This is a genomic window from Acinetobacter sp. CWB-G5 (assembly GCF_019209785.1).
GTDB lineage: Bacteria > Pseudomonadota > Gammaproteobacteria > Pseudomonadales > Moraxellaceae > Acinetobacter > Acinetobacter johnsonii.
Window position 1 is genome coordinate 33,203 of record NZ_JAHUTF010000011.1, and the last position, 24,106, is coordinate 57,308.

General features: G+C 41.3%; 29 protein-coding genes, 4 tRNA genes and 1 riboswitch. Of the genes, 23 read left to right on the plus strand and 10 right to left on the minus strand.

Features of this window, described 5'->3' with window-relative positions; translation table 11 throughout:
* The first annotated feature begins 1 nt into the window (after position 1).
* The 10 genes from lolB (at position 2) to panD (ending at position 4,375) form a co-directional block, all read left to right on the plus strand.
* Positions 2–583 (plus strand): lipoprotein insertase outer membrane protein LolB, encoded by a 582-nt coding sequence (gene lolB, locus KVY11_RS14235; RefSeq protein WP_004695517.1) that lies wholly within the window; start codon positions 2–4, stop codon positions 581–583.
* 11 nt (positions 584–594) lie between these two features.
* A complete protein-coding gene (gene ispE, locus KVY11_RS14240) occupies positions 595–1,425 on the plus strand; it encodes a 4-(cytidine 5'-diphospho)-2-C-methyl-D-erythritol kinase (protein ID WP_218289315.1) in 831 nt (276 codons plus the stop codon).
* A gap of 1 nt (position 1,426) precedes the next feature.
* Positions 1,427–1,501, plus strand: a tRNA-Gln gene (locus KVY11_RS14245).
* Between the two features lie 28 nt (positions 1,502–1,529).
* Positions 1,530–1,604: transfer RNA gene (locus tag KVY11_RS14250), tRNA-Gln, on the plus strand.
* A 19-nt stretch (positions 1,605–1,623) separates the two neighbouring features.
* Positions 1,624–1,698, plus strand: a tRNA-Gln gene (locus KVY11_RS14255).
* A 90-nt stretch (positions 1,699–1,788) separates the two neighbouring features.
* Positions 1,789–1,863 (plus strand) — tRNA-Gln (locus KVY11_RS14260).
* 36 nt (positions 1,864–1,899) lie between these two features.
* Positions 1,900–2,853 (plus strand): ribose-phosphate pyrophosphokinase, encoded by a 954-nt coding sequence (locus KVY11_RS14265; protein ID WP_004695513.1) that lies wholly within the window; start codon positions 1,900–1,902, stop codon positions 2,851–2,853.
* Positions 2,854–2,954: 101 nt separating this feature from the next.
* The gene (gene rplY, locus KVY11_RS14270; protein ID WP_004695511.1) at positions 2,955–3,251 is read left to right on the plus strand and encodes a 50S ribosomal protein L25; all 297 of its coding nucleotides are present in this window, start codon (positions 2,955–2,957) and stop codon (positions 3,249–3,251) included.
* A gap of 18 nt (positions 3,252–3,269) precedes the next feature.
* On the plus strand, positions 3,270–3,851 hold the full coding sequence (pth, locus tag KVY11_RS14275; RefSeq protein WP_004695508.1) for an aminoacyl-tRNA hydrolase: 582 nt from the start codon (positions 3,270–3,272) through the stop codon (positions 3,849–3,851).
* A gap of 143 nt (positions 3,852–3,994) precedes the next feature.
* On the plus strand, positions 3,995–4,375 hold the full coding sequence (gene panD / locus KVY11_RS14280) for an aspartate 1-decarboxylase (RefSeq protein WP_004695506.1): 381 nt from the start codon (positions 3,995–3,997) through the stop codon (positions 4,373–4,375).
* Positions 4,376–4,440: 65 nt separating this feature from the next.
* Here the strand turns inward: panD and KVY11_RS14285 are convergent, their stop codons facing one another.
* The gene (locus tag KVY11_RS14285; RefSeq protein WP_218289316.1) at positions 4,441–5,043 is read right to left on the minus strand and encodes a GDYXXLXY domain-containing protein; all 603 of its coding nucleotides are present in this window, start codon (positions 5,041–5,043) and stop codon (positions 4,441–4,443) included.
* Entirely contained in the window at positions 5,040–6,824 is a 1,785-nt protein-coding gene (locus KVY11_RS14290; protein ID WP_218289317.1) for a DUF2157 domain-containing protein, read from the minus strand. Before KVY11_RS14290 ends, KVY11_RS14285 begins: the two co-directional genes overlap by 4 nt.
* Positions 6,825–7,070: 246 nt before the next feature.
* A riboswitch (FMN riboswitch) is annotated at positions 7,071–7,233 on the plus strand.
* 105 nt (positions 7,234–7,338) lie between these two features.
* On the opposite strand from KVY11_RS14290, the gene ribB reads away from it, so the two are divergent.
* The gene (gene ribB, locus KVY11_RS14295; RefSeq protein ID WP_218289318.1) at positions 7,339–7,998 is read left to right on the plus strand and encodes a 3,4-dihydroxy-2-butanone-4-phosphate synthase; all 660 of its coding nucleotides are present in this window, start codon (positions 7,339–7,341) and stop codon (positions 7,996–7,998) included.
* Positions 7,999–8,060: 62 nt separating this feature from the next.
* Here the strand turns inward: ribB and KVY11_RS14300 are convergent, their stop codons facing one another.
* Together KVY11_RS14300 and KVY11_RS14305 are read right to left on the minus strand one after the other, a co-directional pair.
* Complete coding sequence (locus KVY11_RS14300; protein ID WP_256350791.1) at positions 8,061–8,675, minus strand: LysE family translocator; 615 nt, start codon at positions 8,673–8,675, stop codon at positions 8,061–8,063.
* 82 nt (positions 8,676–8,757) lie between these two features.
* Positions 8,758–9,243 (minus strand): DUF1289 domain-containing protein, encoded by a 486-nt coding sequence (locus KVY11_RS14305; RefSeq protein ID WP_005400387.1) that lies wholly within the window; start codon positions 9,241–9,243, stop codon positions 8,758–8,760.
* Positions 9,244–9,423: 180 nt separating this feature from the next.
* Here KVY11_RS14305 and KVY11_RS14310 point away from each other — a divergent pair, with 180 nt between their 5' ends.
* The 4 genes from KVY11_RS14310 (at position 9,424) to KVY11_RS14325 (ending at position 11,999) form a co-directional block, all read left to right on the plus strand.
* Complete coding sequence (locus KVY11_RS14310) at positions 9,424–10,356, plus strand: rhodanese-related sulfurtransferase (protein ID WP_078425297.1); 933 nt, start codon at positions 9,424–9,426, stop codon at positions 10,354–10,356.
* Positions 10,357–10,570: 214 nt separating this feature from the next.
* A complete protein-coding gene (locus KVY11_RS14315; protein ID WP_183174773.1) occupies positions 10,571–10,870 on the plus strand; it encodes a hypothetical protein in 300 nt (99 codons plus the stop codon).
* A 78-nt stretch (positions 10,871–10,948) separates the two neighbouring features.
* On the plus strand, positions 10,949–11,563 hold the full coding sequence (locus KVY11_RS14320; RefSeq protein WP_218289319.1) for a DedA family protein: 615 nt from the start codon (positions 10,949–10,951) through the stop codon (positions 11,561–11,563).
* 22 nt (positions 11,564–11,585) lie between these two features.
* On the plus strand, positions 11,586–11,999 hold the full coding sequence (locus KVY11_RS14325; protein WP_004695488.1) for an ABZJ_00895 family protein: 414 nt from the start codon (positions 11,586–11,588) through the stop codon (positions 11,997–11,999).
* 64 nt (positions 12,000–12,063) lie between these two features.
* Here the strand turns inward: KVY11_RS14325 and KVY11_RS14330 are convergent, their stop codons facing one another.
* Positions 12,064–12,957, minus strand: coding sequence for a LysR family transcriptional regulator (locus KVY11_RS14330; RefSeq protein WP_218289320.1), 894 nt, complete (start codon positions 12,955–12,957; stop codon positions 12,064–12,066).
* A gap of 104 nt (positions 12,958–13,061) precedes the next feature.
* Between KVY11_RS14330 and KVY11_RS14335 the strand changes: the two genes are divergently transcribed.
* The gene (locus KVY11_RS14335; RefSeq protein ID WP_218289321.1) at positions 13,062–13,664 is read left to right on the plus strand and encodes a LysE family transporter; all 603 of its coding nucleotides are present in this window, start codon (positions 13,062–13,064) and stop codon (positions 13,662–13,664) included.
* A gap of 117 nt (positions 13,665–13,781) precedes the next feature.
* On the opposite strand, the gene KVY11_RS14340 is transcribed toward KVY11_RS14335, so the two are convergent.
* Both KVY11_RS14340 and KVY11_RS14345 read right to left on the minus strand, forming a co-directional pair.
* The gene (locus KVY11_RS14340; protein ID WP_087526358.1) at positions 13,782–14,306 is read right to left on the minus strand and encodes a YecA family protein; all 525 of its coding nucleotides are present in this window, start codon (positions 14,304–14,306) and stop codon (positions 13,782–13,784) included.
* A 70-nt stretch (positions 14,307–14,376) separates the two neighbouring features.
* Positions 14,377–14,586: a PA3496 family putative envelope integrity protein gene (locus tag KVY11_RS14345; protein ID WP_004982817.1), complete on the minus strand. Its 210-nt coding sequence runs from the start codon at positions 14,584–14,586 to the stop codon at positions 14,377–14,379.
* Between the two features lie 433 nt (positions 14,587–15,019).
* Here KVY11_RS14345 and rpoD point away from each other — a divergent pair, with 433 nt between their 5' ends.
* The 6 genes from rpoD to KVY11_RS14375 all read left to right on the plus strand — a co-directional run bounded on the left by rpoD (position 15,020) and on the right by KVY11_RS14375 (position 21,596).
* Positions 15,020–16,906: an RNA polymerase sigma factor RpoD gene (rpoD, locus tag KVY11_RS14350; RefSeq protein WP_168158181.1), complete on the plus strand. Its 1,887-nt coding sequence runs from the start codon at positions 15,020–15,022 to the stop codon at positions 16,904–16,906.
* A 122-nt stretch (positions 16,907–17,028) separates the two neighbouring features.
* The gene (locus KVY11_RS14355) at positions 17,029–17,316 is read left to right on the plus strand and encodes a YbeD family protein (protein ID WP_010327321.1); all 288 of its coding nucleotides are present in this window, start codon (positions 17,029–17,031) and stop codon (positions 17,314–17,316) included.
* Between the two features lie 162 nt (positions 17,317–17,478).
* Positions 17,479–18,138: a lipoyl(octanoyl) transferase LipB gene (gene lipB, locus KVY11_RS14360; RefSeq protein ID WP_218289322.1), complete on the plus strand. Its 660-nt coding sequence runs from the start codon at positions 17,479–17,481 to the stop codon at positions 18,136–18,138.
* A gap of 132 nt (positions 18,139–18,270) precedes the next feature.
* The gene (locus KVY11_RS14365) at positions 18,271–18,750 is read left to right on the plus strand and encodes a hypothetical protein (protein ID WP_216076700.1); all 480 of its coding nucleotides are present in this window, start codon (positions 18,271–18,273) and stop codon (positions 18,748–18,750) included.
* Position 18,751: 1 nt separating this feature from the next.
* Positions 18,752–19,936: an iron-containing alcohol dehydrogenase gene (locus tag KVY11_RS14370; protein ID WP_004982825.1), complete on the plus strand. Its 1,185-nt coding sequence runs from the start codon at positions 18,752–18,754 to the stop codon at positions 19,934–19,936.
* Between the two features lie 265 nt (positions 19,937–20,201).
* Positions 20,202–21,596, plus strand: a complete 1,395-nt coding sequence (locus KVY11_RS14375) for an APC family permease (RefSeq protein ID WP_218289323.1) — start codon at positions 20,202–20,204, stop codon at positions 21,594–21,596.
* Positions 21,597–21,660: 64 nt separating this feature from the next.
* Here KVY11_RS14375 and KVY11_RS14380 read toward each other — a convergent pair whose 3' ends face one another.
* Entirely contained in the window at positions 21,661–22,215 is a 555-nt protein-coding gene (locus KVY11_RS14380; RefSeq protein WP_218289324.1) for a flavodoxin family protein, read from the minus strand.
* Between the two features lie 90 nt (positions 22,216–22,305).
* Positions 22,306–23,088 carry an SDR family NAD(P)-dependent oxidoreductase gene (locus tag KVY11_RS14385; protein WP_168158304.1) on the minus strand — a complete coding sequence of 261 codons (783 nt, stop codon included), beginning with the start codon at positions 23,086–23,088 and terminating at the stop codon, positions 22,306–22,308.
* A gap of 115 nt (positions 23,089–23,203) precedes the next feature.
* Between KVY11_RS14385 and KVY11_RS14390 the strand changes: the two genes are divergently transcribed.
* Positions 23,204–23,590, plus strand: a complete 387-nt coding sequence (locus KVY11_RS14390; protein ID WP_004695464.1) for a helix-turn-helix domain-containing protein — start codon at positions 23,204–23,206, stop codon at positions 23,588–23,590.
* Between the two features lie 24 nt (positions 23,591–23,614).
* Here KVY11_RS14390 and KVY11_RS14395 read toward each other — a convergent pair whose 3' ends face one another.
* Positions 23,615–24,094, minus strand: coding sequence for a tRNA (cytidine(34)-2'-O)-methyltransferase (locus KVY11_RS14395; protein WP_168158184.1), 480 nt, complete (start codon positions 24,092–24,094; stop codon positions 23,615–23,617).
* Positions 24,095–24,106: the final 12 nt, after the last annotated feature.

Genomic DNA, 24,106 nt, shown 5'->3' on the forward strand with positions numbered 1-24,106 from the left:
TATGCGTATTTTCTCAAATCTGAGCTTAAGCTTACTTGCTGCAAGTAGCTTGGCACTAACAGGCTGTCAACAATTTACCAAACCACAGCTTGATCCAAACACCATACAAACCGAATCTGATCAACACTTTAGCTTACAGGGTAAAATTGGGGTGCGTACGCCTGAACAGACAGGCAGTGCTTTTTTCACATGGGTACAACAGCAACAAGAGTTTGATATCGAGCTCAGTGGAATTTTAGGCGTTGGTAAAACGCAAATTACTGGTCGTCCAGGTGAAGTGAGCCTGAATAGTGCTAAAACTGGCCTCATCCAAGCTGAAACCCCTGAAGAACTTTTAAAAACAGCAACAGGCTGGCAGGCACCCATTACCCATTTAGTCAATTGGGTTCAGGCTAAACCCGCAACAGTTCAAGCACAAATCCAACGTGACAGTGCCAAACGAGCAGTACAGATCATTGAAGATGGTTGGAGTGTTGAGCTGAGCTATAACGAACAAGCCCATATGCCAAATCGGTTGATTTTAAAACAAGCACTTGAAAATGGTGCAGAAAACCGTATTACAATGGTCATTCAAAACCGCTAGTTTGTCTCTTTATGATCCGTGTCCCTGCCCCATCAAAACTGAATTTGTTTTTACACATTACGGGTCGTCGTGAAAACGGCTACCATGAACTGCAAAGTATTTTCCAGTTGATCGATCTATGTGATTGGTTGGAATTTGAGCCTCGTACGGATCAAGAGATTCATATTGAAGGCTTAAATAGTGTCGATTTGAGTCAAAATTTGATTTATAGAGCAACGCAGATACTTAAGCCGTATGCACAAACAGCTACCGGTTTATCCATTCGTCTTGAAAAAAATATTCCGATGGGTGCAGGCTTAGGTGGTGGCTCATCGGATGCTGCAACGACATTAATCGTAGTCAATCAACTGTGGCAGTGCGGGCTAAATACTGAGCAATTAGCAGACTTGGGTGTTCAGTTAGGCGCAGACGTTCCCATCTTTGTCCATGGTCGCAATGCATGGGCTGAAGGCATAGGTGAGCACTTAACATTCATAAACTTAGATCAAAAACAATACATTGTGTTAAAACCTGATTGTTTTATCAGCACTCAATTGCTTTTTTCACAAAAAACATTGACAAGAAACACGAAGAGCTCTAAATTTTGCGCCTATCAGTTAAAGCCATCTGATTTTGGAAATAATTTTGAGCCTTTGGCAAGAAGTTTATATCCAGAAGTAGATGAAGCAATGCAATATCTCGACCAGTTCGGTATTGCAAAACTTACAGGTACAGGTGCTTGTGTTTTTACTGAAGTAACGAGTGATATGAACATTGATGATGTTCTTGCAAATGCACCATGTAAAGCTTACTTGGTCAACAGCTTGAATGAATCACCAATAAGACATTTCTACGTTACCTGATAGGGGTATCGCCAAGTGGTAAGGCACCGGTTTTTGATATCGGCATCCGTTGGTTCGAATCCAGCTACCCCTGCCATTTTATTTCACCTGTAGATGACTGTACTAGGGGTATCGCCAAGTGGTAAGGCACCGGTTTTTGATATCGGCATCCGTTGGTTCGAATCCAGCTACCCCTGCCATTTTACAGTAATCAAATTTAGGGGTATCGCCAAGTGGTAAGGCACCGGTTTTTGATATCGGCATCCGTTGGTTCGAATCCAGCTACCCCTGCCATTTTCCAAAAAAGACAGAGCAACACTTTGCTGTTCTACTGTTAATTTACCTTGACAGAATGACGCAAAAATATTAAAGTTCTGCCGCATTAGGGGTATCGCCAAGTGGTAAGGCACCGGTTTTTGATATCGGCATCCGTTGGTTCGAATCCAGCTACCCCTGCCATCTAATTCCTAAATTGCCAACCGCCAAGGGTGCTTCATGCCCAATCTTGTCGTTTTTAGTGGATCTGCACATCCACAATTCGCCCAAAAAGTCGTAAGCCACTTGCACATCCCTTTAGGTGCTGCATCTATTGGTCAATTTTCTGACGGTGAAATTGCTGTCGAAATTACTGAAAATGTTCGTGGTAAAGACGTATTTATCGTACAACCTACTTGTGCCCCAACGAATGATAACCTAATGGAAATCCTCGTTATGGCTGACGCTTTGCGTCGTGCAAGTGCTGGTCGTATTACCGCAGTGATTCCTTATTTCGGTTATGCGCGTCAGGACCGTCGTCCTCGTTCATCACGTGTTCCAATTACTGCAAAAGTCGTCGCAGATATGCTGACAACTGTAGGAATTGACCGTGTGGTAATGATCGACCTTCACGCTGACCAAATCCAAGGTTTCTTCGATATCCCTGTAGACAACATCTACGGTACACCAGCGCTTTTAGCTGACCTTCGTCAACAATCACATGACAACCTCATGGTGGTTTCTCCTGACGTTGGCGGTGTCGTTCGTGCACGTGCTGTTGCTAAACAAATGGGCGATATTGACCTTGCTATCATCGACAAACGTCGTCAAAAGGCAAACGAATCACAAGTCATGCACTTGATTGGTGATGTTAAAGGCCGTGACTGCGTGATCGTAGATGACATGGTGGATACTGCAGGTACGTTATGTAAAGCTGCTGATGCATTGAAAACATTTGGTGCGCGCAAAGTGGTTGCTTATGCAACTCACCCTGTTTTATCAGGTAAAGCTATCGAAAACTTGAAAAACTCTGTGATTGATGAATTGGTTGTTACAGACACCATTCCTCTTTCTGAAGAAGCTCAAGCTCTTGGTAAGATTCGCCAAGTTTCAGTTGCGAGTATGGTTGCTGAAACAATTCGTCGTATTAACAACGAAGAATCTATTAGCGCAATGTTTGATTCTTATCTATAATATAGCGCTGAATTTTAAAAGCCCTGCCCAGTGCAGGGCTTTGTCTCACTAGGTCGGTCGCAGATCTAGTTTATTTAAAACTTAAATTAAGGATGTCTATCATGGCAAACTTCGTATTAAACGCTCAAGCGCGTGAAGCAGCTAACCAAGGGAAAGGTGCGAGCCGCCGCCTTCGTCACGCTGCTCAAGTTCCAGCTATCATCTACGGTGGTGCTGCTGAACCTGTAGCTGTTACTTTAGAACTTCGTGAGCTTGTTAAAGCTTTAGAAAACAACGCTTTCTTCGAAGAAGTTGTTGAAATCAAAGTTGGCGACAAAGTTGAAAGCGTTAAAATCAAAGCGTTACAACGTCACCCAGCTAAAAACACGCCTATGCACGCTGACTTCGTTCGCGCATAAGTGTTATTGGTATAATTAGTGTCAAATATTTCACTGATTGTTGGTTTGGGCAACCCAGGTTCTGAGTATGCCCAAACCCGCCATAATGCAGGCTTTTGGTTTGTTGAACGCCTTGCAGAACAATATGGCATTACGCTTAAAAAAGACCCAAAATTCAATGGAATGAGTGGGCGTGGTAATATCGAAGGTCAAGACGTCCGTCTGCTATTACCCACAACCTTTATGAACCTTGTTGGTAAAAGTGTTGTTCCCTTCGCTAAATTCTACAATATTGCTCCAGAAGCAATACTGATTGCTCACGATGAACTGGATATGAACCCTGGTGTCATTCGCCTAAAAACAGGTGGTGGTCATGGTGGTCATAATGGTTTACGTGACATAGTCCCTCATATCGGTCCAAACTTCCATCGCTTACGCATTGGTATTGGTCACCCCGGTTCAAAAGAACGTGTTTCAGGACATGTCTTAAGCAAAGCACCAAGCAATGAACAAAATTTAATGGATGACGCAATCCATCACGCATTAGCTCGCACTAAAATGCTGGTAAATGGTGAGATTCAGCCTGCCATGAATCAAATCAATGCTTACAAACCAAACTGATAAGTCAAAAAAATGTTGAACCATGCTGCTTGCCATACTGTCATTTTAAAGGCAAAATGCGCTTGCCTGATTGCTTATCCAGCAAGTTCAGATTGATTCAACCATAAGATAACGATCTTAGGTCCACTCAGGAGACGCTAGCCATGCTATCTCGTTTATTAAAAGCAAAAATCCACCGTTGTGTTGTTACTCAAGCTGAACTCCATTATGAAGGTTCATGTGCAATCGATGGTCTTTTATTGGATTTAGCCGGTATCCGCGAATATGAAGAAATTCACATGTGGAACGTGACTAATGGTAAGCGTTTCAGTACCTATGCAATTCGTGGTGAAGAAGGTTCTGGCATCATTTCAGTCAATGGTGGTGCAGCACATCAGGCCGATGTAGGCGATTTAATGATTATTGCTACCTTTGGTGATTTTACAGAAGCTGAAGCAAATGCACATAAACCACGTTTAGTTTATGCAAATCCAGACAATACTGTAAGTCACATGGCAAACTGTATTCCAGTACAAGTGGCTTAAGCCCAATAGATTAAAAAAATCCGCTGCGTGCGGATTTTTTTTATGAGCAGAATAATGCAATTGTATCAATTCTGAGCAGTACGAAACCCGCTCAACCAATCTCGTTTGCTCTCACAGCCTAAATCTTGTAGCTGATCACCTTTCAATTCAGTGAGTATCGCATTGCCTTGCTCATCGACTTTAAACTCAGCATATTCTGCCTGCTGATAACAATCCGCCAAACCTTCTGCAAATAAAAAACTTCTCGACGCAGGATAAAGCCCGCTATAGCGATTATTCGGGTTTTGTAAAATCAGTCGAGCTGTACGAACATTTTTCGGCAACTCAAAATAGCTATGGATCACGCGCCTCTGTGAATCGAGTTCAACATAAGTGAGCACCGAAGATTTGTTCTTAATCACTTCATCAAAATAATGACCTGAAAAAATCTGATCTTCTTGATTGCTGTTGGCTTGGCTGGTACTTTCTGGACTCAAATGCTGAGGCGCAAAATAAAGTTGATAATTCAGCGCCATATAATCCCCCTGAATAATCGAACGCGGGTCTACAGGTTGCAAACGCACATACATAGTTTGACTATTGTTTAAGTGCCATTCATTTTTAAAAATTAAGCCTAAAAATACCGCGATGCTGAGTAATGCCAAAGCAAGAGGAATCATTTTCTTCATATGCCGAACTCCTCTTTTTGCTTAAATAGCATCAAGCTCAATGTCAGCAAGAGCAACATCAGACCTGACAAGAACATGCTTAAACTTTTAATTAGAAAGGTCACGTCAAGTGAATAATATAAAAAACCTAAAATTAAAGCGAAAGTTGCCAGCGCAAATCCATAGATCACTTTATCTTGTGTTTTTAATGCCCATGAAATGACGGCCAAACAAATAAAAATATCGAAATAACCGTAAAAAATCAGCCCTACTGCAAAAGTAGTCAAAATAAAATGTGCAAATAAATGAAACTGCTTTTGAGTATGTAAAAAGACAAAAAGCACAAACCATAAAATCGGTAAGCCAAAAGCCAATATAGGAATGTGCTCAATTTTCGCTAATTCGTATTTCCCAAATAAAGTATAAAAGCCCATGGAAAATAGAATAATCCCAAGTGCCGCAAGCAATACACTGCGTTGATATTCAGTTGGCTTTATGAATTTTATAGCCAGAATTCCCAAATAAAAAACATAATTCCAAAGTGCTAAATAGACAAAATTCTCAACAATATTACGCCAACTGAGATGTGCATTAATATCCCAAATGCACGCCACACCTGCTGCATATAAACCGAAAATTTGAACAAAGACAAAGAACCAATGTGTTCGCATAAAATAAGCGAGTACTAGCATCGCCAATTGTAACAATAGAATAGGAAGAATTTGATTGATTAAATCAACGGTGTGAAAGATCACCGCAATTTGTCCTGCAACCCAGAGACAATAAGCAAATTGTCTTAAAAACAAACTTTGTTTAGCTTTCAATAAGTAAGCCGCCAAAGCCACAAAGACAACGCCCATAAGCAAAGAGAAATTTCCCCAAAAGGTCAGCATCAACGTAGCAAAGACGATGCCCGCAATCCAAGCTCCCACAGCAAGGGGAATAGCATTGAACCGACTATGTGGAATAAATTTAATCAACATGTAAGTGATGAAAGCAAACCACGCAAAAATAATCAGTGCGATAAAAAATAATTCAACAATTTCATTCTGACCAAACCACTCCGTCACCGCCTTCACAATGATCAAGGTAAAGCTAATGCCCAAGCCAACGGCTGAAAGTGCACTACACAACTGATCTTTATTTTGATAATAGTAAGCCAGTGAAATACCCAACAAGAGAAAAGACACGATGAAATAAAGAATGCTTTTATCCGCATAGAGATACATCGCCATATGCCAAATCGAGAGAATGGCAAACCATAGTAAGAATAAATAACGAAGTTTCGAATAATATTTATTGCAGAAATAGAATTGAATCAGTGCAAATACATGAATACTGATTAAAAAGAGATCTGGATATTGATCCCCCCAAAAGGTTTGTATAAAAAACAGAAACAGCGCCAATTGGCTGATAATACATAAAAGGAAAAATACACCGATATTCGGACGATATAACCACGGTAAAAGCAGCACAGACCAAAGTAGAAATAATAAATAGCTGTCAGCACCCGTTTGATAAATTTGACCAATCACAGCCAGACTTAAACCAATCATCAAACCACAGATACTATGTAAACACTGCACTAGAAAATCATGTTTTGTCAGCCACAAACTGCAAACCGCACTGAGGAATAATAACAACTGGGGAATAGCCAGCTGAATATTGTGTGGCAACATAAACCAATTGGCGGCAACCAAATACAACATACTGACCGCAATGAGTGTAAAACCAAAAACTTGCAGATGCTTTATGAAGGATTCAGCATTCCAAGAATATTCAGACTCACGAATTTTAATCACTCTGCCCCCTCTCTTATTTTTATCTTGATCATTTCAAACCATTCAACCTATAGAAAAAACTTCTTATTCATGTTTTATGGTTCTTCTAAAGTATTCATTTTTGAACATTAAACTCATACTAAATGAAATCATGCGCAGAGAGTGTTGGTCTTTAGCAAAGCTATAGCAAAAATTGTTCTATGTATAAAACTGATCATTCTAAAACTCCCCCTGTTTTTCTAAATGTTTAGCACTATAATGGAGTTACATCGCTTCAGGGCGGGGTGTAATTCCCCACCGGTGGTAAGTTCAGTTGAATGACTTAGACTGAATCAGCCCACGAGCCAGCCAAGTAGAAATCATCTATTTGGCTCGCAGATTTGGTTCAATTCCAAAGCCGACGGTATAGTCCGGATGAAAGAAGACGACGTGACCAATAGAATCTCAGGTACAAGCCTGTGAGGATTTATTGCTACGCCAATTTTTCAAAGTCCTGAAATGTTCAACCGTACTTCAATTTTACGCGAGCGTTTCAATGTCTAGTTTGATTCAACCCGAAATTTTCTTTTCAGCCCTTTCTCCAGCTGAACAACGTATCCAACAAGCTTTAGAAGATATCCGCCAAGGCAAACCTGTTTTGGTGATGGATGACTTTGACCGTGAAAACGAAGCCGACCTCATTGTGGCTGCCGAAACTCTCACCGTCGAAACGATGGCACGAATGATTCGTGATGGTTCTGGCATTGTCTGTTTATGTCTGACCGATGAATTGGCCGATCACTTAGACCTTGTGCCTATGGTGTCAGATAACTCAAGTCAGTTTAAAACAGCATTCACTGTGACCATTGAAGCTGCAACTGGCGTGACCACAGGTGTGTCTGCGCAAGATCGCACCACCACAGTCAAAGCAGCAATTAAAGATGGGGCTGTTGCCAGCGACTTAAACCGCCCTGGTCATGTATTCCCGCTTCGTGCACGCCAAGGCGGTGTGCTCACCCGTCGCGGTCATACCGAAGGGACGATTGATTTAGCACGTTTAGCAGGCTTAAAACCAGCAGGTGTCTTGTGTGAACTGACCAATGCCGATGGAACTATGGCCTCTGGCATTCAAGTGTTGGCATATGCACAAACGCATCAGTTAACTGTGATCACCATTGAAGAATTGCTGCAATATCGCATTAAACACGGAGTCTAATTTTTAGGCTCCCGATCAAAAAGCCTCCAACATGGAGGCTTTTTGATGCAGCACCATCAGCATCAAGCAAAGACAGTATAAATACCATAGAGCGCAATACTGACCAATATCGCACCACAAACGCCTAACAACTTATTGTACAAAGCGGACTGCGATAATTTATTAAAACCCAAATAAACCAAAGACAATGTGCTGAAGTCTAGAATAATCCAGAGAATGGTCAACAGTACAAGGCTGATATCGACATCACTGGTGACCCCAATGAACTGTGGGAAAAATGAGGCAAAGAAAATAATATCCTTCGGATTTGAAATCCCCACCAAGAAACCTTGCTTAAAGCCCCCCTGCACCGCCTTTAGTTGCACAGGTGATGTTTCTGTTTCTTGTGCAATGGCTTCTTTTAAAATTTGAAAACCGAGATAGGCAATATATACGCAGCCTAAAATTTTAATCGCATTTAGCCAATGCTCTGCAATGTTTAAAAAGCCTTTTAAGATGAGCACAGATAGTACAATGAGAACCAAAGAAGCTAAATTCGTCCCAAAAATGGTTTTTAAGGCTTGTTTATATCCACCTTTTAGACCTGCACTGGCAACCAACAACATCACTGGCCCAGGTGTTGCGATCATGACCACTACAGCCGTACAGTACAACACCAGCTCAAATACATTCACCATCGAAAAAACCCTTTTCCCCAGTCACTCTCGCAAATAGCTTAGGTATGCGGAGTATTCTTTTTCTATATCAAACCAAGAGGACTTATTCGTCCTCTTCCATATGGATGAGATGTTGCCGAATTGCGTCAGCACGCAAAAAAGCCAAATCATAACTGGCTGTAGCAAGTGCAAGAACACGGCGCTCAAACTCTTGCCAAATCGATTTCACTTGCTGCGCTTGAATGCCTAAACCACTTTCTTCGGTAAAGTTCTTATTTTTTTCACATACTTTTAACGCATGATAAAGCTTCCGCCCTTTTGATGCATCGGGACGCAAACGAACGCGTTTAGATAAAACAAAAGCTTCGACCTGCTGCACATCAGCAAAAGGCAACATTGGCACTAAAATTTGATCTAGTTGTGCATCTAAGCGTTGCCAAACTGAACGATGCTGCTCCGAAGTGTAGGTATTCCACTGAATCACTTCATGATTAAAACGACGACAACCACGACACACAGAATCACCAAATACCGTTGAACAACGCCCTGCACATGGGGTCAAAGAGGCAATTCGACGATCTGTACTCAAAACATACTCCTGTTAATAAACGCACCAAAACAAAACGGATTTTGTCTTTGGCAACTGAATATACACGCTCCCCTACCACTTGAGAAGCCATTTAAAATGTTTACTTATCTCGCATCTTGATTCAATTCCATGTAAAATGTGCGCCTTAAAATTATCTATCAAAATACATTGGAGTACTCCATGAACGCTACTGTAGAACAGCTTGCACCTGTAGAACAGCAAGCGACGACTGGTTGGGTTGTTGCCGCACTTTATCAATTCAAAGAAGTTCAAGATCCTGCTGATCTGCAACAACGTCTTTTAGACTTGGTAAAAACCATCAACCTATGTGGTACTCTGATTGTAGCGGGCGAAGGCATTAATGGTACGGTTGCAGGCGACCGTGCCGCGATCGATATGATTCATCAATTCCTTCTGAATGAAGGTTTTAACGAAATGGAATACAAAGAGTCTGACAGTGCAGACAAACCATTTCGTAAAATGAAGATCAAACTTAAAAAAGAGATCGTGACTTTAGGCGTTGAAGTAAAGCCACGTGATTTAGTCGGTCACTATCTTGACCCGAAAGAATGGAATGACCTGATTGCTCGTGATGACGTCATTTTGATTGATACACGTAATGACTATGAATACAAAGCCGGAACATTTAAGGGTGCTATTGACCCGAAAACAGAAAGCTTCCGCGAATTTCCAGAATACGTTAAACAAAACCTTGAACAGCACAAAGATAAAAAAATTGCGATGTTCTGTACAGGTGGTATCCGCTGTGAAAAATCGACCTCCCTTCTTCTTCAAGAAGGTTTCAACGAGGTTTATCACTTAAAAGGCGGCATCTTAAAATACTTAGAAGAAACTCCTGCTGAACAAAGCATGTGGGAAGGCGAATGTTTCGTTTTTGATGGCCGTACTGCCGTCACTCATGGTGTTGAAGAAGGCCTTAACATTAAGTGTCATGCTTGTGGTTGGCCACTTCTTCCTGCTGAAGCAGAAGAACCTAGCTATGAACATGGTGTGTCATGCAAATACTGTATCGACAAAACCACAGAAAAACAAAAAGAAGGCTTCCGTATGCGCCAGTCGCAGATTGCTGCGGCTAAACGTAAACGCCTTTAAAATCATTCAGATGATTTAAGTCAAGAATAAGCCCTCATTTGAGGGCTTATTCTTTTATCCAATTCGCGTTTTTTAAAAATATTTAACAATTTTGTCACAATATTTAACTCAATCCGAGTCATACTGTATAAATAATAAGCTAAAGTGGTGCCCTGAAGGTCTCCACATAACAATAAAAATGACATGCCTAAACGACGAAAATAGGATGATTGCCATGCATAAAATAATCATGCCACGCCATCGCACACTGATTCGCAATGCCGCAGCAAGCCGTATCGAGCAATATCAGAATACCAGCTTCAACCAAATCAAAGCCAAGCTTGAACAACGCACGCATTTATTTATCGTGGTTTTGGGCATGTTGATTGGTTCAAGTATTGCCCTTGGCATTGGTTACCATTTAAGTTCAAATCTCTTAAATTATACGTTGCTTAGTTTAATCCCGATTGCGTTGGCCTATAGCTTACGTAAAGTCTATATTCACACCTTAACCCACACCCGTTTCGATGAATAGAAAACAATACATTTCAATTCTTTACCCACATGCGATAAGTCCTTAAGATAACTTATCGCATTTATTTTTATGGTCTATATGAATCTCACTGCATGGATCATCTCTGTCATGGAACAACTGGGTTATTGGGGAATAGCCTTACTCATGTTTCTTGATAATGTTTTTCCGCCTATTCCTTCTGAAATTATCATGCCTTCTGCAGGTTATGCCGCCTCACAAGGCGAGTTGGTTTTAGTTGGGGTCATTATTGCAGGATGTATTGGTTCACTCTTTGCCGCAGCAGTGCTCTATTGGATCGGTTATCAATTTAAACAAGAGTACATTTTCAGATGGGTCGACAGCTATGGTAAATATCTGTTTATCAAATCTGCCGATGTGAAAAAATCCTTAGATTGGTTTGAGCAGTATGGTCACCGTATTGTATTTTTTGGTCGCATGATTCCTGCGGTGCGTTCACTGATTAGCATCCCTGCGGGGATGAGCCGTATGCCCTTTTGGAAGTTCATGTTTTATAGTGGACTCGGCACAATTATTTGGACAACATTTTTAGCAACAGTCGGTTATTACTTTGGTGAAAACCAAGCACTGATGCATCAAATTTTTAGCAAAGTCGGTTATGTCATTATTGCCATTGTCGCTGTGATTATCCTTTGGTTTTTATATCGCAGGCATTTGCGTAAAACACGCAGCTAATTTATTTATTTTGGGGAAATACATGAAACACTATTTACTGCATTTTGCGGCGGTATATAGCATTGCTTTGGTGCTGTTAATCACTGTACTGGTCTTTGGTCTAAACCTTGGAGGTTTAACCTTAATTCCGACCTTAGTGGCTTGTGCACTGATTAGTGTCGGACACTTTGTGAAAAAAGAACACCGTGTTCCAAACAATCATGAAAAAATTCAACTGGTTTGGGGCTCAAGTGCTGTCGCAATTATCATTGGTAGTTTCTTTGTACTATTTTTAGTGCTAATGAACCCCAATGCTGAAGCGATTATGAAATCAGTCGATAATGCTGGTATTGGACTCACCGCTGTCGTTATGCTGTGTATGGTCGCGATTCATGGCGCTATTTTTCATATTGCCTATGGTTGGTACGCAGACTATTGTTTTAAAAAGTTACCATAAAAAAGCACCTCATTTGAGGTGCTTTTTTATACTTATAAAGATAGTAATCAAATGCTGCACGTGATTAGTACTTTTGAGTGGAAAGAGCCAATAACTTTGTTTGGCTGGCTCTCATTTCTTCAATCAACCAATCCTTAAAAATGACTTTATTTGGATCATCCTCAAAAGGAGATGCCGAAAGTAAATAATAAGCGGAGCCATCTTGCACAATCGGGCTAAGCATATCTAACATTTGAAAATCGAGCTCTTTTTCAACCATATAAGCTGAAGCCACTGTTGCCCCCAACCCTGCTAAAGAGGCCTCTATACACAAATAGAAATGTTCCAATGCTACTTTTTGAAAATGCGTAAACTGCGCTTTATATGCATCCTTAAATTGTGTCCAAATTTTAGGTCGCGAACTGGAAATAAACAGCTGTGACATCGGGGCTAAATGCTTGTGACGCGATACACAAACCATATACTCATCCGCCATTTTTTCACTATAAATGGCCTTGCTCCACTCAAAATCATTACGCCTTAAGGCTAAGTCAATGTTTTGCGCTTTAAAATCCGCTTCTCCACCACCTGTTAACAAACTGATATCAATCTCAGGATAACGTAGCTTAAATTGAACCAAGCGCGGAATCAGCCATTTCATGGCGATAGTCGGTTCACAGGATAAGATTAAGGTCTTCTTCTCATTCTTCTTTTTTCTTGTCATCTGAACGAGGCACTGGTCAATCTGAGGAAAGACCTGCTCACAACAATCAAACAGTGTTAGACCATATCCCGTCAGCTGTAACTTTTTGCCGTCACGAATAAATAAACGACACCCCAGTGCCTCTTCCAAGTTTTTTAACTGCTTACTGACCGCACCTTGAGTCACAAAAAGTTTTTCAGCAGCGATGGTGACACTGTCATAGCGGGCGACATAATAAAAAAACTTAAGAGAATTCAGTGACACGCGCTCAATCATTCCAAAAACTCATCGATAAGTAATAATTAAAATCGATTTTCACTATAGCAAATATATGAAAAATATATAAATCCTTTTAATTTAACCTGAACAAGGATCAATGAGTGAATGAAATTATAGCGATTGCAATCATCACCCTACTTGCAGTCATCAGTCCTGGTGCTGACTTCGCTTTGGTCAGCCGAAATAGTTATCTGTATGGGCGTAAACAAGGGATCTATACCGCATATGGTATTGCTTGTGCTGTATGGGTACACATTTGCTATAGCGTACTGGGGCTCAGCTTCTTAAAGCACTACATTCCAAACCTATTGCATATCATTCAATATATTGGCGCGCTGTACCTGATGTATATCGGGTACAAAACATTTAGCCAACAGCAAATTAGTGACCATGTCACCCATGCTTTACTGCATCCACGGCAAGCATTTATACAAGGTTTTCTTGGCAACAGCTTAAATCCCAAAACTACGCTATTTGTGATGAGCATCTTTGCACAGTTACTGCGAGGCAATCATGGTCTAACACATTTAATCGGTTATGGCATGTTTATCTCGGTCAGTCATCTACTGTGGTTCTTGCTCATTTCACTATTCTGCTCTACCCCAGTGATCCGAAATAAAATTTTACGCAAACAAGTGAGTATTAACCGTGTCATCGGTACCGTACTCGCAACTTTAGGACTTTGCTTATTTCTCACAAATTAAGCATGAGTGGTACCTGCGTTTAAACACTAAAATTTGGGCATAAAAAAACGTCCTCTAGGGACGTTTTTTTATTTGCTTGCTAATGCCTGCATCGCTGATGTTACGACGCAAGAACAATTATGCTGGCGTATGATACATGAGATAAAGTTCGTTTAAGTTCTCTGGAATTTCTTCTGCAAGCTCATCCATTAACTGACCGTTACGACGGAAAGTTTCCATTTGCGGATCTTCTTCATCAATCCCACTAAATACCATAATTGGTAAAGTAAGATCGACCAGTTGCTCTTCAAACTCAGGCGTGAACCATGCATCTTCATTGAGGAACATTGCATCGACAAAACCAACGCTCCAATCCCCTAGACTTGACTCAACATCGGCCTCTTCAATTTCAAAAGGAAATTCAATCCCTTCTTCATTGGCAAGGTTTTGACGAATAGACTCAAGCCAAGCTTTCACTTGCACGATGATCTCGGCAGGTACTTTCTTTTGATTATTATCAAAAAGTTCATCCAACCATTTTGCAAAAGTAGGACCAACTGCAATTGCACACAAAAAACCATGAGTCGCTGCAAAATCTAGACCATACTCATTTTGGTCACCATCTAGATATTCACTCAATAAGTCTAAATCTAAAGCACTCATTTCAAATCCAAATTCAGAAACTGATTAGGGCATTAGCATAGCATTTTCAGACACGATGCTACATCTGATTTTAGTCTTCTTCGTCGTCAAAATCGTCGTCATCGTCGATGTCGTAATCAAAATCTTTAAGCTCACGTTCCAAACGGCGCTGTGCAAGAAGGTCATCAATCAGGCGACGTTTTTCTAATGATTCTTTCGCACTAATTTTACTTGATGACTCATCAAAATTAACATCATCATCAGCGTAGTTATCATCTAGTTCAAAATCTGTAGAAGACACTAAAACTACCTCATAGTGAAAAAATGTGAAGGGTCTTAGCCGCTATTTATATGGGTTCCAGAACCTTGTCAAGTTTTATTTGCATTTAGAGCAATTAATTTGATTTTTAGTCTTTATTTCTAACCAATTTTTATGGCATGATATAATCCACCCTGCGTCTTTATAGTTTACGACTTTAAATGGTCACATAAAATCCAAATCTTTCAGATTTCAAATTTGGGTTTTGAACTTGAGCACGCTAGGGATGAACTTGAAAACAACAAATTCACCCCCATCTAAATCACTGAATTTATATTTTTAATATTTTATCAGGCAGCTTTTGGCTGACTATCCCTGATGGAATACGCAGTTATTTACAAATAAGTTTATGAAGCGAATTGTGCCCAGATGCACAGTTTTCCACTGCCACAGATTCAACGAAGAGTAAGCAAAGATGAGCGATATGACTTCCCCTACTTCACAAGTAGCGGCTCTGATTAGCCGAGGCAAAGAGCAAGGTTACCTAACTTACGCTGAGGTTAACGATCATCTCCCAGACTCGATCACTGAAAGCGAACAGATTGAAGACATTATTCAAATGCTTCAAGACGTTGGCATTCCTGTGCACGAACGTGCGCCTGAATCTGATGATGCAATGTTTGAAGGTGGTAATGAAGCTGCCGATGAAGTTGCTGAAGAAGAAGCCGCTGCTGTTCTTGCCTCTGTAGAAAATGAGCCTGGTCGTACCACTGACCCTGTCCGCATGTATATGCGTGAAATGGGTACTGTTGAACTGTTGACGCGCGAAGGCGAAATCAGTATTGCAAAACGTATTGAAGAAGGGATTCGTGACGTTCTTCACTCGATTGCTTACTGGCCAAATGCGGTTGAAGTGGTATTACAAGAATACAAAGATTATGAAGCGGGCGAACGTCGTCTTGCAGACATCCTTTCAGGTTATTTAGACCCTGAAACTGATGAAGCGATTCCAGAAGTTCTTGAAGAAGAGTCTGAAATTGATGAAGAAGATGATTCTTCAACCAAGTCTACCAAAGATGTGAAATTGGATGACGACGAGGAAGAAGAAGAGTCTGAAAGTGATGATGATTCTGAAGGTGAATCTGGCCCAGATCCTGAAATTGCCAAAGCGCGCTTTGACGAACTGAGTGCTGCTTGGAAAAACACCCGAACCATCATCGAAAAACATGGTCGTTCAAGCAAAGAAGCAGAAGACGCTTTAGAGTCACTTGCAACTGTGTTTATGATGTTCAAATTTACACCACGTTTATTTGACATCATTTCGGAAATGATCCGCGGTACTCATGAACAAATCCGTACCTCTGAACGTGAAGTAATGCGCTATGCAGTACGTCGTGGTCGTATGGATCGTACTCAATTCCGTACTTCGTTCCCTGGTCAAGAATCAAACTTTGCTTGGTTAGATGAACAAATTGCGAAAGCTTCGCCAGACCAAAAAGGTTATCTTGAAAAAGTACGCCCTGACGTTTTAGCGTTCCAACAAAAAATTGCAGACATTGAAAAAGATTTAGGCCTTGATGTTAAAGGCATCAAAGACATTTCAAAACGTATGGCTGTAGGCGAAGCGAAAGCACGCCGCGCGAAAAAAGAAATGGTTGAAGCAAACTTACGTTTGGTCATTTCGATTGCGAAAAAATACACCAACCGTGGCTTACAATTCTTGGACTTGATCCAAGAAGGTAACATTGGTTTGATGAAAGCCGTAGACAAGTTTGAATACCGTCGTGGTTATAAGTTCTCGACTTATGCAACATGGTGGATTCGTCAGGCCATTACTCGTTCGATTGCCGACCAAGCGCGTACCATTCGTATCCCAGTACACATGATCGAAACCATTAACAAGATCAACCGTGTATCACGCCAACTTCTGCAAGAAATGGGCCGTGAACCAACACCTGAAGAACTCGGTGAACGTTTGGAAATGGACGAAGTTAAAGTGCGTAAAGTGCTGAAAATCGCCAAAGAACCAATTTCGATGGAAACACCGATTGGTGATGATGAAGATTCGCATTTGGGTGACTTCATTGAAGACAGCAACATCACTTCTCCTGTCGATGCTGCAACGTCTGAAGGCTTAAAAGAAGCAACGCGTGAAGTGCTTGAAAACTTGACTGAACGTGAAGCGAAAGTTTTGAAAATGCGTTTTGGTATCGATATGCCAACGGACCATACTTTGGAAGAAGTGGGTAAACAGTTTGACGTGACACGTGAACGTATTCGTCAGATTGAAGCGAAAGCACTGCGTAAATTACGTCACCCTTCTCGTTCTGAACACTTACGTTCATTCCTAGAAAACGACTAATTGATACCTATACACTGGTGACTTGAAATTTAATCGCGAGTCTCCATTAAGTATTTAAGAGCAACACCTAACGCCTGCAGTTTCGCAGGCGTTTGAAATAAGGGGGACTGACGCTCATGACTATGTTAGACCGTACACCATCACGTGAATTACAAGAACATCTTTGGGTATTCCCTATGGACTACCCAATCAAACTCATTGGCTTTGCCAGCACTGAGTTACATGTTGCAGTGGTTGAAATTTTAGTCAAACATTTCCCTGAGTTTGATGGTGAATCGATTCAAGTCCAACCATCACGCACAGGTAAATATCATTCTTTAACTGCCCAATTGCGTTTTGAAGAATTAGAACAAGTTCATCAACTGTATGCAGACCTTGCGGCTTGTCCGTTAATTAAAACGGCGCTGTAATTCAAATGATGTATCAATGAGACACGCTTACGAGCGTGTTTTTTTGTGCCTAAATTTTTGATCTACTGAATTCAGCTTATTCACTGAAGAAATCCCCCTACGCTCTAGATCTTTTCTTTATAATTTCAGACATACTTTTTGTTTTATAAGGACGCAAGTGCCGTGTCAGATGCCGTTCTCAAACCACAACTCATTATTCGCCAGTTTGATAGCCTAACTTCATATGCTGACCGCTTTGTAGAAATGAAAGCACTGACTGAACAACGAGATTCAGACACACCAGATGAACTTTGGATTTTGCAACATCATGACGTGCTCACCCAAGGTCAAGCTGGAAAACCTGAACACATCCTCATGAGCAGCAACATTCCTGTGGTACAAACGGATCGCGGGGGGCAAGTCACTTGGCATGGTCCCGGTCAGTTGGTTGCCTATTTTATGTTTGACCTCAACCGACTTGGCTGGAACGTCCGCACCTTGGTGTCTTATGCTGAAAATCTGATGATTGAGTTACTCAAAAAATATGAGATTGAAGCCTATGCCAAACCTGATGCACCCGGCGTATATGTCGATGGACGCAAGATTGGCTCATTGGGTTTTAAAATTCGTAAAGGCCGCAGTTATCATGGTTTATCCTTAAATATTGACTGTGACTTATTTGGGTTTCAGACCATTAACCCATGTGGCTATGCGGGCTTAGAAATGGTGCGTATCTCAGACCTCAAATCAGACTATCCGCGCTTTGAAAACTTATGTGCCGACATTATTGAAACTTTGCAGCACAGCGGTTACTTTAAAGAAGTTCAAGTACAGCATATATAAAGGCTTTGCTTTTCATGGAAAAATAAATTAGAGTATTTACTCTAAACTAATAATTATTTTTAGAAAGGACAACAGCGAGTGATTAACGTAAATTCAGTGAAACCCGCTCTGCAATTGACCTATGTCAAACTTATGATGGATGTGATTGGCCGAGGATTGGTCATGGCCAGCCAAGTCGATAGTGAAATTCAACAAGAAGTTGCCAAATTTCCAGCCAATTTCACCTTATCGATGAATGTCTTTCCAAACGGCCCGGCTTTTTTAGCCAAAGTGACCGAAAACCATCAACTCGAATTACTTACTCCGGGAAGTTTAAAGGCAGATTTAACCATCACTTTTAAACATTTAAGCCATGCCTTTTTGGTGTTTTCATTTCAAGAAAGTACAGCACAAGCTTTTGCACACGACCGTATGATTGCAGATGGCGATATTTCTTATGCGATTCGCCTCGTTCGCTGTCTGAATAAAATGGAATCGTTGATTTTACCGAAAATGGTCGCTGAACTTGCCGTCAAAGAATACCCAACTGAATTGGGCTTAAAAGAAAAACTCACTGGTGCTGCAAATATTTATCTCAAAGTAGCCCAATCATATTTAAAACGGAGTGCATAACATGGCGAAGCCTTATTACGAATTTTTCTGTCCTGTAAAAGTGATCGCTGGTCATGCTGCTTTAGAACACATTCCGTTTGAACTGGCAACATTAGGGGCAACCCGACCTTTAATCATTACCGACAAAGGTGTACGTGCCAATAATTTACTGGCACCCATTGAAGCAGCATTTGAGTCTACCGATGCGGTGATTGGTGCAATTTTTGATGATGTTCCACCCGATTCAAGCTTAGAGACGGTGCGTAAAGCCGCCAATTTATATCGTGAACACCAGTGCGATGCGATTATTGCTGTCGGTGGCGGATCGGTGATTGATACCTCGAAAGCCACCAATATTTTGGTATCTGAAGGTGGTGATGACTTACTCAAATACTCTGGGGCACACAACCTACCGAAACCACTCAAACCCTTTTTTGTGATTCCAACCACATCAGGTACAGGGTCTGAAGTTACCATGGTTGCAGTGGTATCTGATCCAGAGAAAAATGTCAAACTGCCATTCGCATCGTACTATTTAATGCCGCATGCTGCGATTCTCGATCCACGCATGACCCAAACCCTGCCACCGCACTTAACCGCGATGACCGCAATGGATGCCATGACTCATGCCGTCGAAGCCTATACATGCATGGCACACAATCCGATTTCAGATGCCTATGCTACGGCTGCAATTAAAAAAGTCAGCAATCACTTGTTTAATGTGCTGGATAATCCAAGCGATGCCAACGGCCGCTTAGAATTGGCTCAAGCTTCGACCATGGCTGGCATTGCATTTTCAAACTCGATGGTAGGCCTTGTTCACTCACTTGGACATGCCTTAGGTGCAGTTGCACACTTGCCGCATGGACTATGCATGAACCTATTCCTCCCTTATGTGCTTGAATTTAACAAGGAAGTGAATGGTGACAAGATTGCAGAGCTCCTGTTACCGCTTGCAGGGCCAGACATTTATGCGCAGACTCCTGCCCACTTACGTGCAGACAAAGCCATCAGCACATTACTCACCATGCGTGATCGCTTATTCACATTAACCAAGTTACCCCGTACCTTGAGTGAAACAGGAAAAGTGACCTTAGAACAACTCGATGAGGTGGCAGAAAAGGCCCTCAACGATGGTTCAATCATTTACAACCCGAAAGAAGCCAGCTTAAAAGATTTAAAAGCAATTTTAGAAAAAGCTTGGTAATTCATAAAAAATCAGCCAATATAGCGACAATCTTAGCCTGATGCTTTTTTAAACATCGGGCTTTTATTTGCCATAAGGAATAATGCTTTCCTTATACCTATTGGCATAAAAACTGCTAAAAAATCTGAAAAAGTTACTGACAAAAGCGGCCAAATTAATGTAGATTGGCGCACTTTTGAAATTAAACACAGGGGGGATCGTTCGTCTCAAACGATCCTTATTAAACATGACTGATCCTTGATCAACGATTAAGAGGATAACGCCGTTGACTAATATTTCTGGGACTCAATCGGCAGCTAAACTGCAAAAAACGCTAGGTCTCTGGCACATCATTATTATTGGTTTAGCTTATATTCAACCAATGACATTATTTGATACTTTCGGTTTAGTATCAGAAGAAAGTCATTATCATGTGCCAACGTCATATATCATTGCTTTAATTGCAATTTTATTCACGTCGATCAGTTATGGTCACATGATTCGTCGCTACCCTTCCTCGGGTTCAGCCTATACCTATGCACAAAAATCCATCCATCCGAATGTCGGATTTATGGTCGGTTGGTCATCATGGTTAGACTATTTATTGTCTCCAATGGTCAACATCATTCTTGCCGTGATTTACCTTGAAGCCTTATTCCCTGATGTAAACCATTGGGTCTGGGTGGTAGGTTTAACTGCATTTATGACCGCGATCAACTTACGTGGTGCACGCTTCGTTGCAAACTTTAATGGTTTGATCGTTTTTGTACAGTTAGGTGTGATTGCTTACTTCACGTGGATGGTTTACAGCTTACTTGCTGGTGGCGTCAACGCAGATGGTACTTTGGTCAATGCGAAATATCAGTTATGGAGTTTAGAGCCATTCTGGAATGAGCTTACTTCACTGGGTGCCCTGATTACAGGTGCGACTTTGCTGTGCTTCTCATTCACAGGTTTTGACTCGCTCAGCTCGCTTGCAGAAGAAACAAAAGATACCGAGAAAACACTACCTAAAGCGATTTTCTTAACGGCACTTTTGGCCGGTGTGATCTTTATTATCAGCACCTACTTCATGCAGATTTACTTCCCGAACGATCCAAAGACTTACTTTGAAGATGTTGCTGCAACACAGCCTGACATTTTACAAGCCGTCGGTGGTGTTGCGTTTAAAACGGTGGTGCTGTACTTCGCAATTGTAACTGTTATGGCATCGGGTATTTCGGCACATGCAGGCGTTTCACGCTTAATGTATGTAATGGGCCGCGATGGCGTGATTAACAAGAAGATTTTTGGTCATATTAGTCCGAAAAGCTTTACACCGTCTTATAACATCCTAATTGTAGGTGCTGTAGCATTAACAGCTGGCTTCATGGACTTAGACATCGTCATTTCGATGATCAGCTTCGGTGCGTTAACTGCATTTACCTTTGTAAACTTATCGGTGATTTCAAGATATGCACTGCGTGATGGCCGCACAAAGAATATTAAAGATATCTTGAACTTTGTGATAATTCCAATGTGTGGATTCCTCAGTATCTTTGCCATGTGGCTAGAGATTGAAGAAACCGCGTTGAAATTCGGTTTATGGTGGGCAATGTTTGGTATTTTATACTTAGGTTATAAAACCAAAGGCTTTAAGCAACCTGCACCACAACATAATGAATTTGACGATCCGCTCTAATCTTTCATTCAAAAGAAAAAGACGCCAAGTGCGTCTTTTTCTTTTCTAAACTAGAGCTAAAAAACTAGCCCTTAAATTGTTTAGTTATTTTAGCAATACGTTGTGCATAGAATTTTGTGGTTTCGAGATCCCCGGTTGGGATTTCATCCGTACTCGCATCCGATGGTGATTGCACCAACAAGCCTACAGAACCACCCAAATTATTTACATCTTGACGGGTTGCCGCTTTACTATTGGCAGGCAATAAGCCCAAGCTTACCCAAATACCGCCATGCTGCGATGCAAGTGTTTGTAGTTGAATTAAGGTCAGTTGCTTATCACCATTTAAGCTTGCACTATTGGTAAAGCCACCGAAAATTTTATCTTGCCATGCACGAGTGAACCATTTTTTTGAAGATGCATCGGCAAACTTTTTAAATTGCCACGGTGCAGTACCCATATAAGTTGGTGCACCAAATACAATTGCATCAGATTGATCCAGTGTCTGCCAATCTTGCTCTGAAATGTCGCCATTTGGGTCAATCTCCACCAAATTTGCACCAATTTCTTGCGCAAAAGTTTGTGCAATCACTTTGGTATGTCCATAGCCTGAATAAAAAACCACTGAAATATTCGACATTTTAGTTTCCTCTTTTGAATCACTTGATTGGCATTGCTGCGTCAAGCATGACGCTGCGTAAACCATTAAAAATAAATAGTATGAAATATCTTAAATACTGGCCTGATCGGGCTTGAGCTTCACATAACTTGCAACTTCATCGCTTAGGCCCTGCTTCAACTGCTGGGTCTTTTCACCGATCAAAACTTCATAAGCATTTTGCTCGATGCCTTGAAAGATTTCTTGAGCTACTGTTTCTGGCGCAATCTTCGGAATGGGTAATGAACGAGTCAGATCGGTGTCAATAAAACCCACATGCACCCCCATGACCTGAATATTAAACTGAGACAACCACTGACGACTTGAGTTGGTATAGGACCATGCTGCCGCTTTAGAAATGGCATAGCTGGTCAAAACAGTGCTTGGCTCCCAAGATACATCCGAGAGAATGTTGACCACATAAGCCTGTTGGCTCTTTTGCAAAATCGGAGCAAAAATTTGCGTCACTCGCATCAAGCCCAACAAATTGGTTTCCAAAATCTTTTGCGTAGTCGTGATAATACTGGCTTCGACAGGATGTTCATTCAAAAGTGCAATGCCCGCATTATTCACAAGAATCGTGGTATCTGCGCATTGTTCTGCTGCCTGCTGAATAGATGCTTCGTCATTTACATCCAGTTGAATCGGGGTAAGCCCTTCTTCCTGAAAGCTCCCAATCTGGCGCATACCCACATAGATCTTTTTAGCGCCCTGACGACGTGCCTCCCGAGCGATGGCAAGTCCTAAGCCACGATTCCCACCCGTAATAAAAACAACAGCCTCTGAAACTTTCATCATGTGATCCATCCAATTGCCAGTATCTTGCGAAAGCGTAGTCTGATGACAGCGCTGCATTAAGTCTGTATTCATGATACACTTATGAAACCTAGTATCAATTAGTTACCACTTGGTAACTGGTCTGATTGATTGTTTCAAATGAAGATAGAACGTAAAAGGAGCATGGTTAGAAATGAATAAACCAATGAAATTTAATATTTTTCATCCAGATTGTCCTGCTCGTCTTTTTTTTGAAAAATTTGCAGACAAGTGGATTTTATTGATTGTGTATACACTGGATCAGGAGTCACAGCACTTTAATGAGCTCAAGAAAAATGTTTTAGGTATTTCACCTAAAGTACTGTCACAAAAATTAAAGATCTTAGAACGCGATGGTTTTTTGACGCGAACCATTCATGAAGATAACGTGATTCGAGTGGAATACGCGTTAACTGAGATTGGCAAAGACTTTGCTCAAAATGCCTATCAAATGAAAGATTGGGTCGAAGCCAATATGCTTAAAGTTTTAAAATCCAGAGCTGGATTCGATCAAAAGCTAGAAAAAACAGAGCCCGCTTAAGCGGGCTCTGTTACAGCAATTTGATTAGGCTAAAGGCTTAAAACCCTGCTGACGCCATGCTTCATACACAATCACGGCGGTCGCATTGGATAAATTCAAACTGCGCGAGTTTTCAGCCATAGGTAGACGAATCCAATGCTCTTTTGGAAACAACATACGCACCTGTTCAGGCAGACCACGCGTCTCAGGTCCCATGAGTAAAGCCACAGGGCGATTCAAATCCGAAGTATGCGGGGTTTCCTTTCCTTTGGTGGTTAGAGGATAAATCGCATTTAGATCAACCCCTTTTTCAGCTAAATCCGCTAAACACTCATCGAATGTTTCCCAAATTTGCATGCGCGCCCACTCATGGTAGTCCAAACCTGCGCGTTTGAGTTTTTTATCATCCAGCTCAAAGCCGAGCGGCTTAACCAAATGCAGCTGTGCTCCAGTATTGGCACATAAACGAATGATATTGCCTGTGTTTGCAGGAATTTCGGGCTCGTATAAAACAACATGGATCACAGCTTTTCTCTA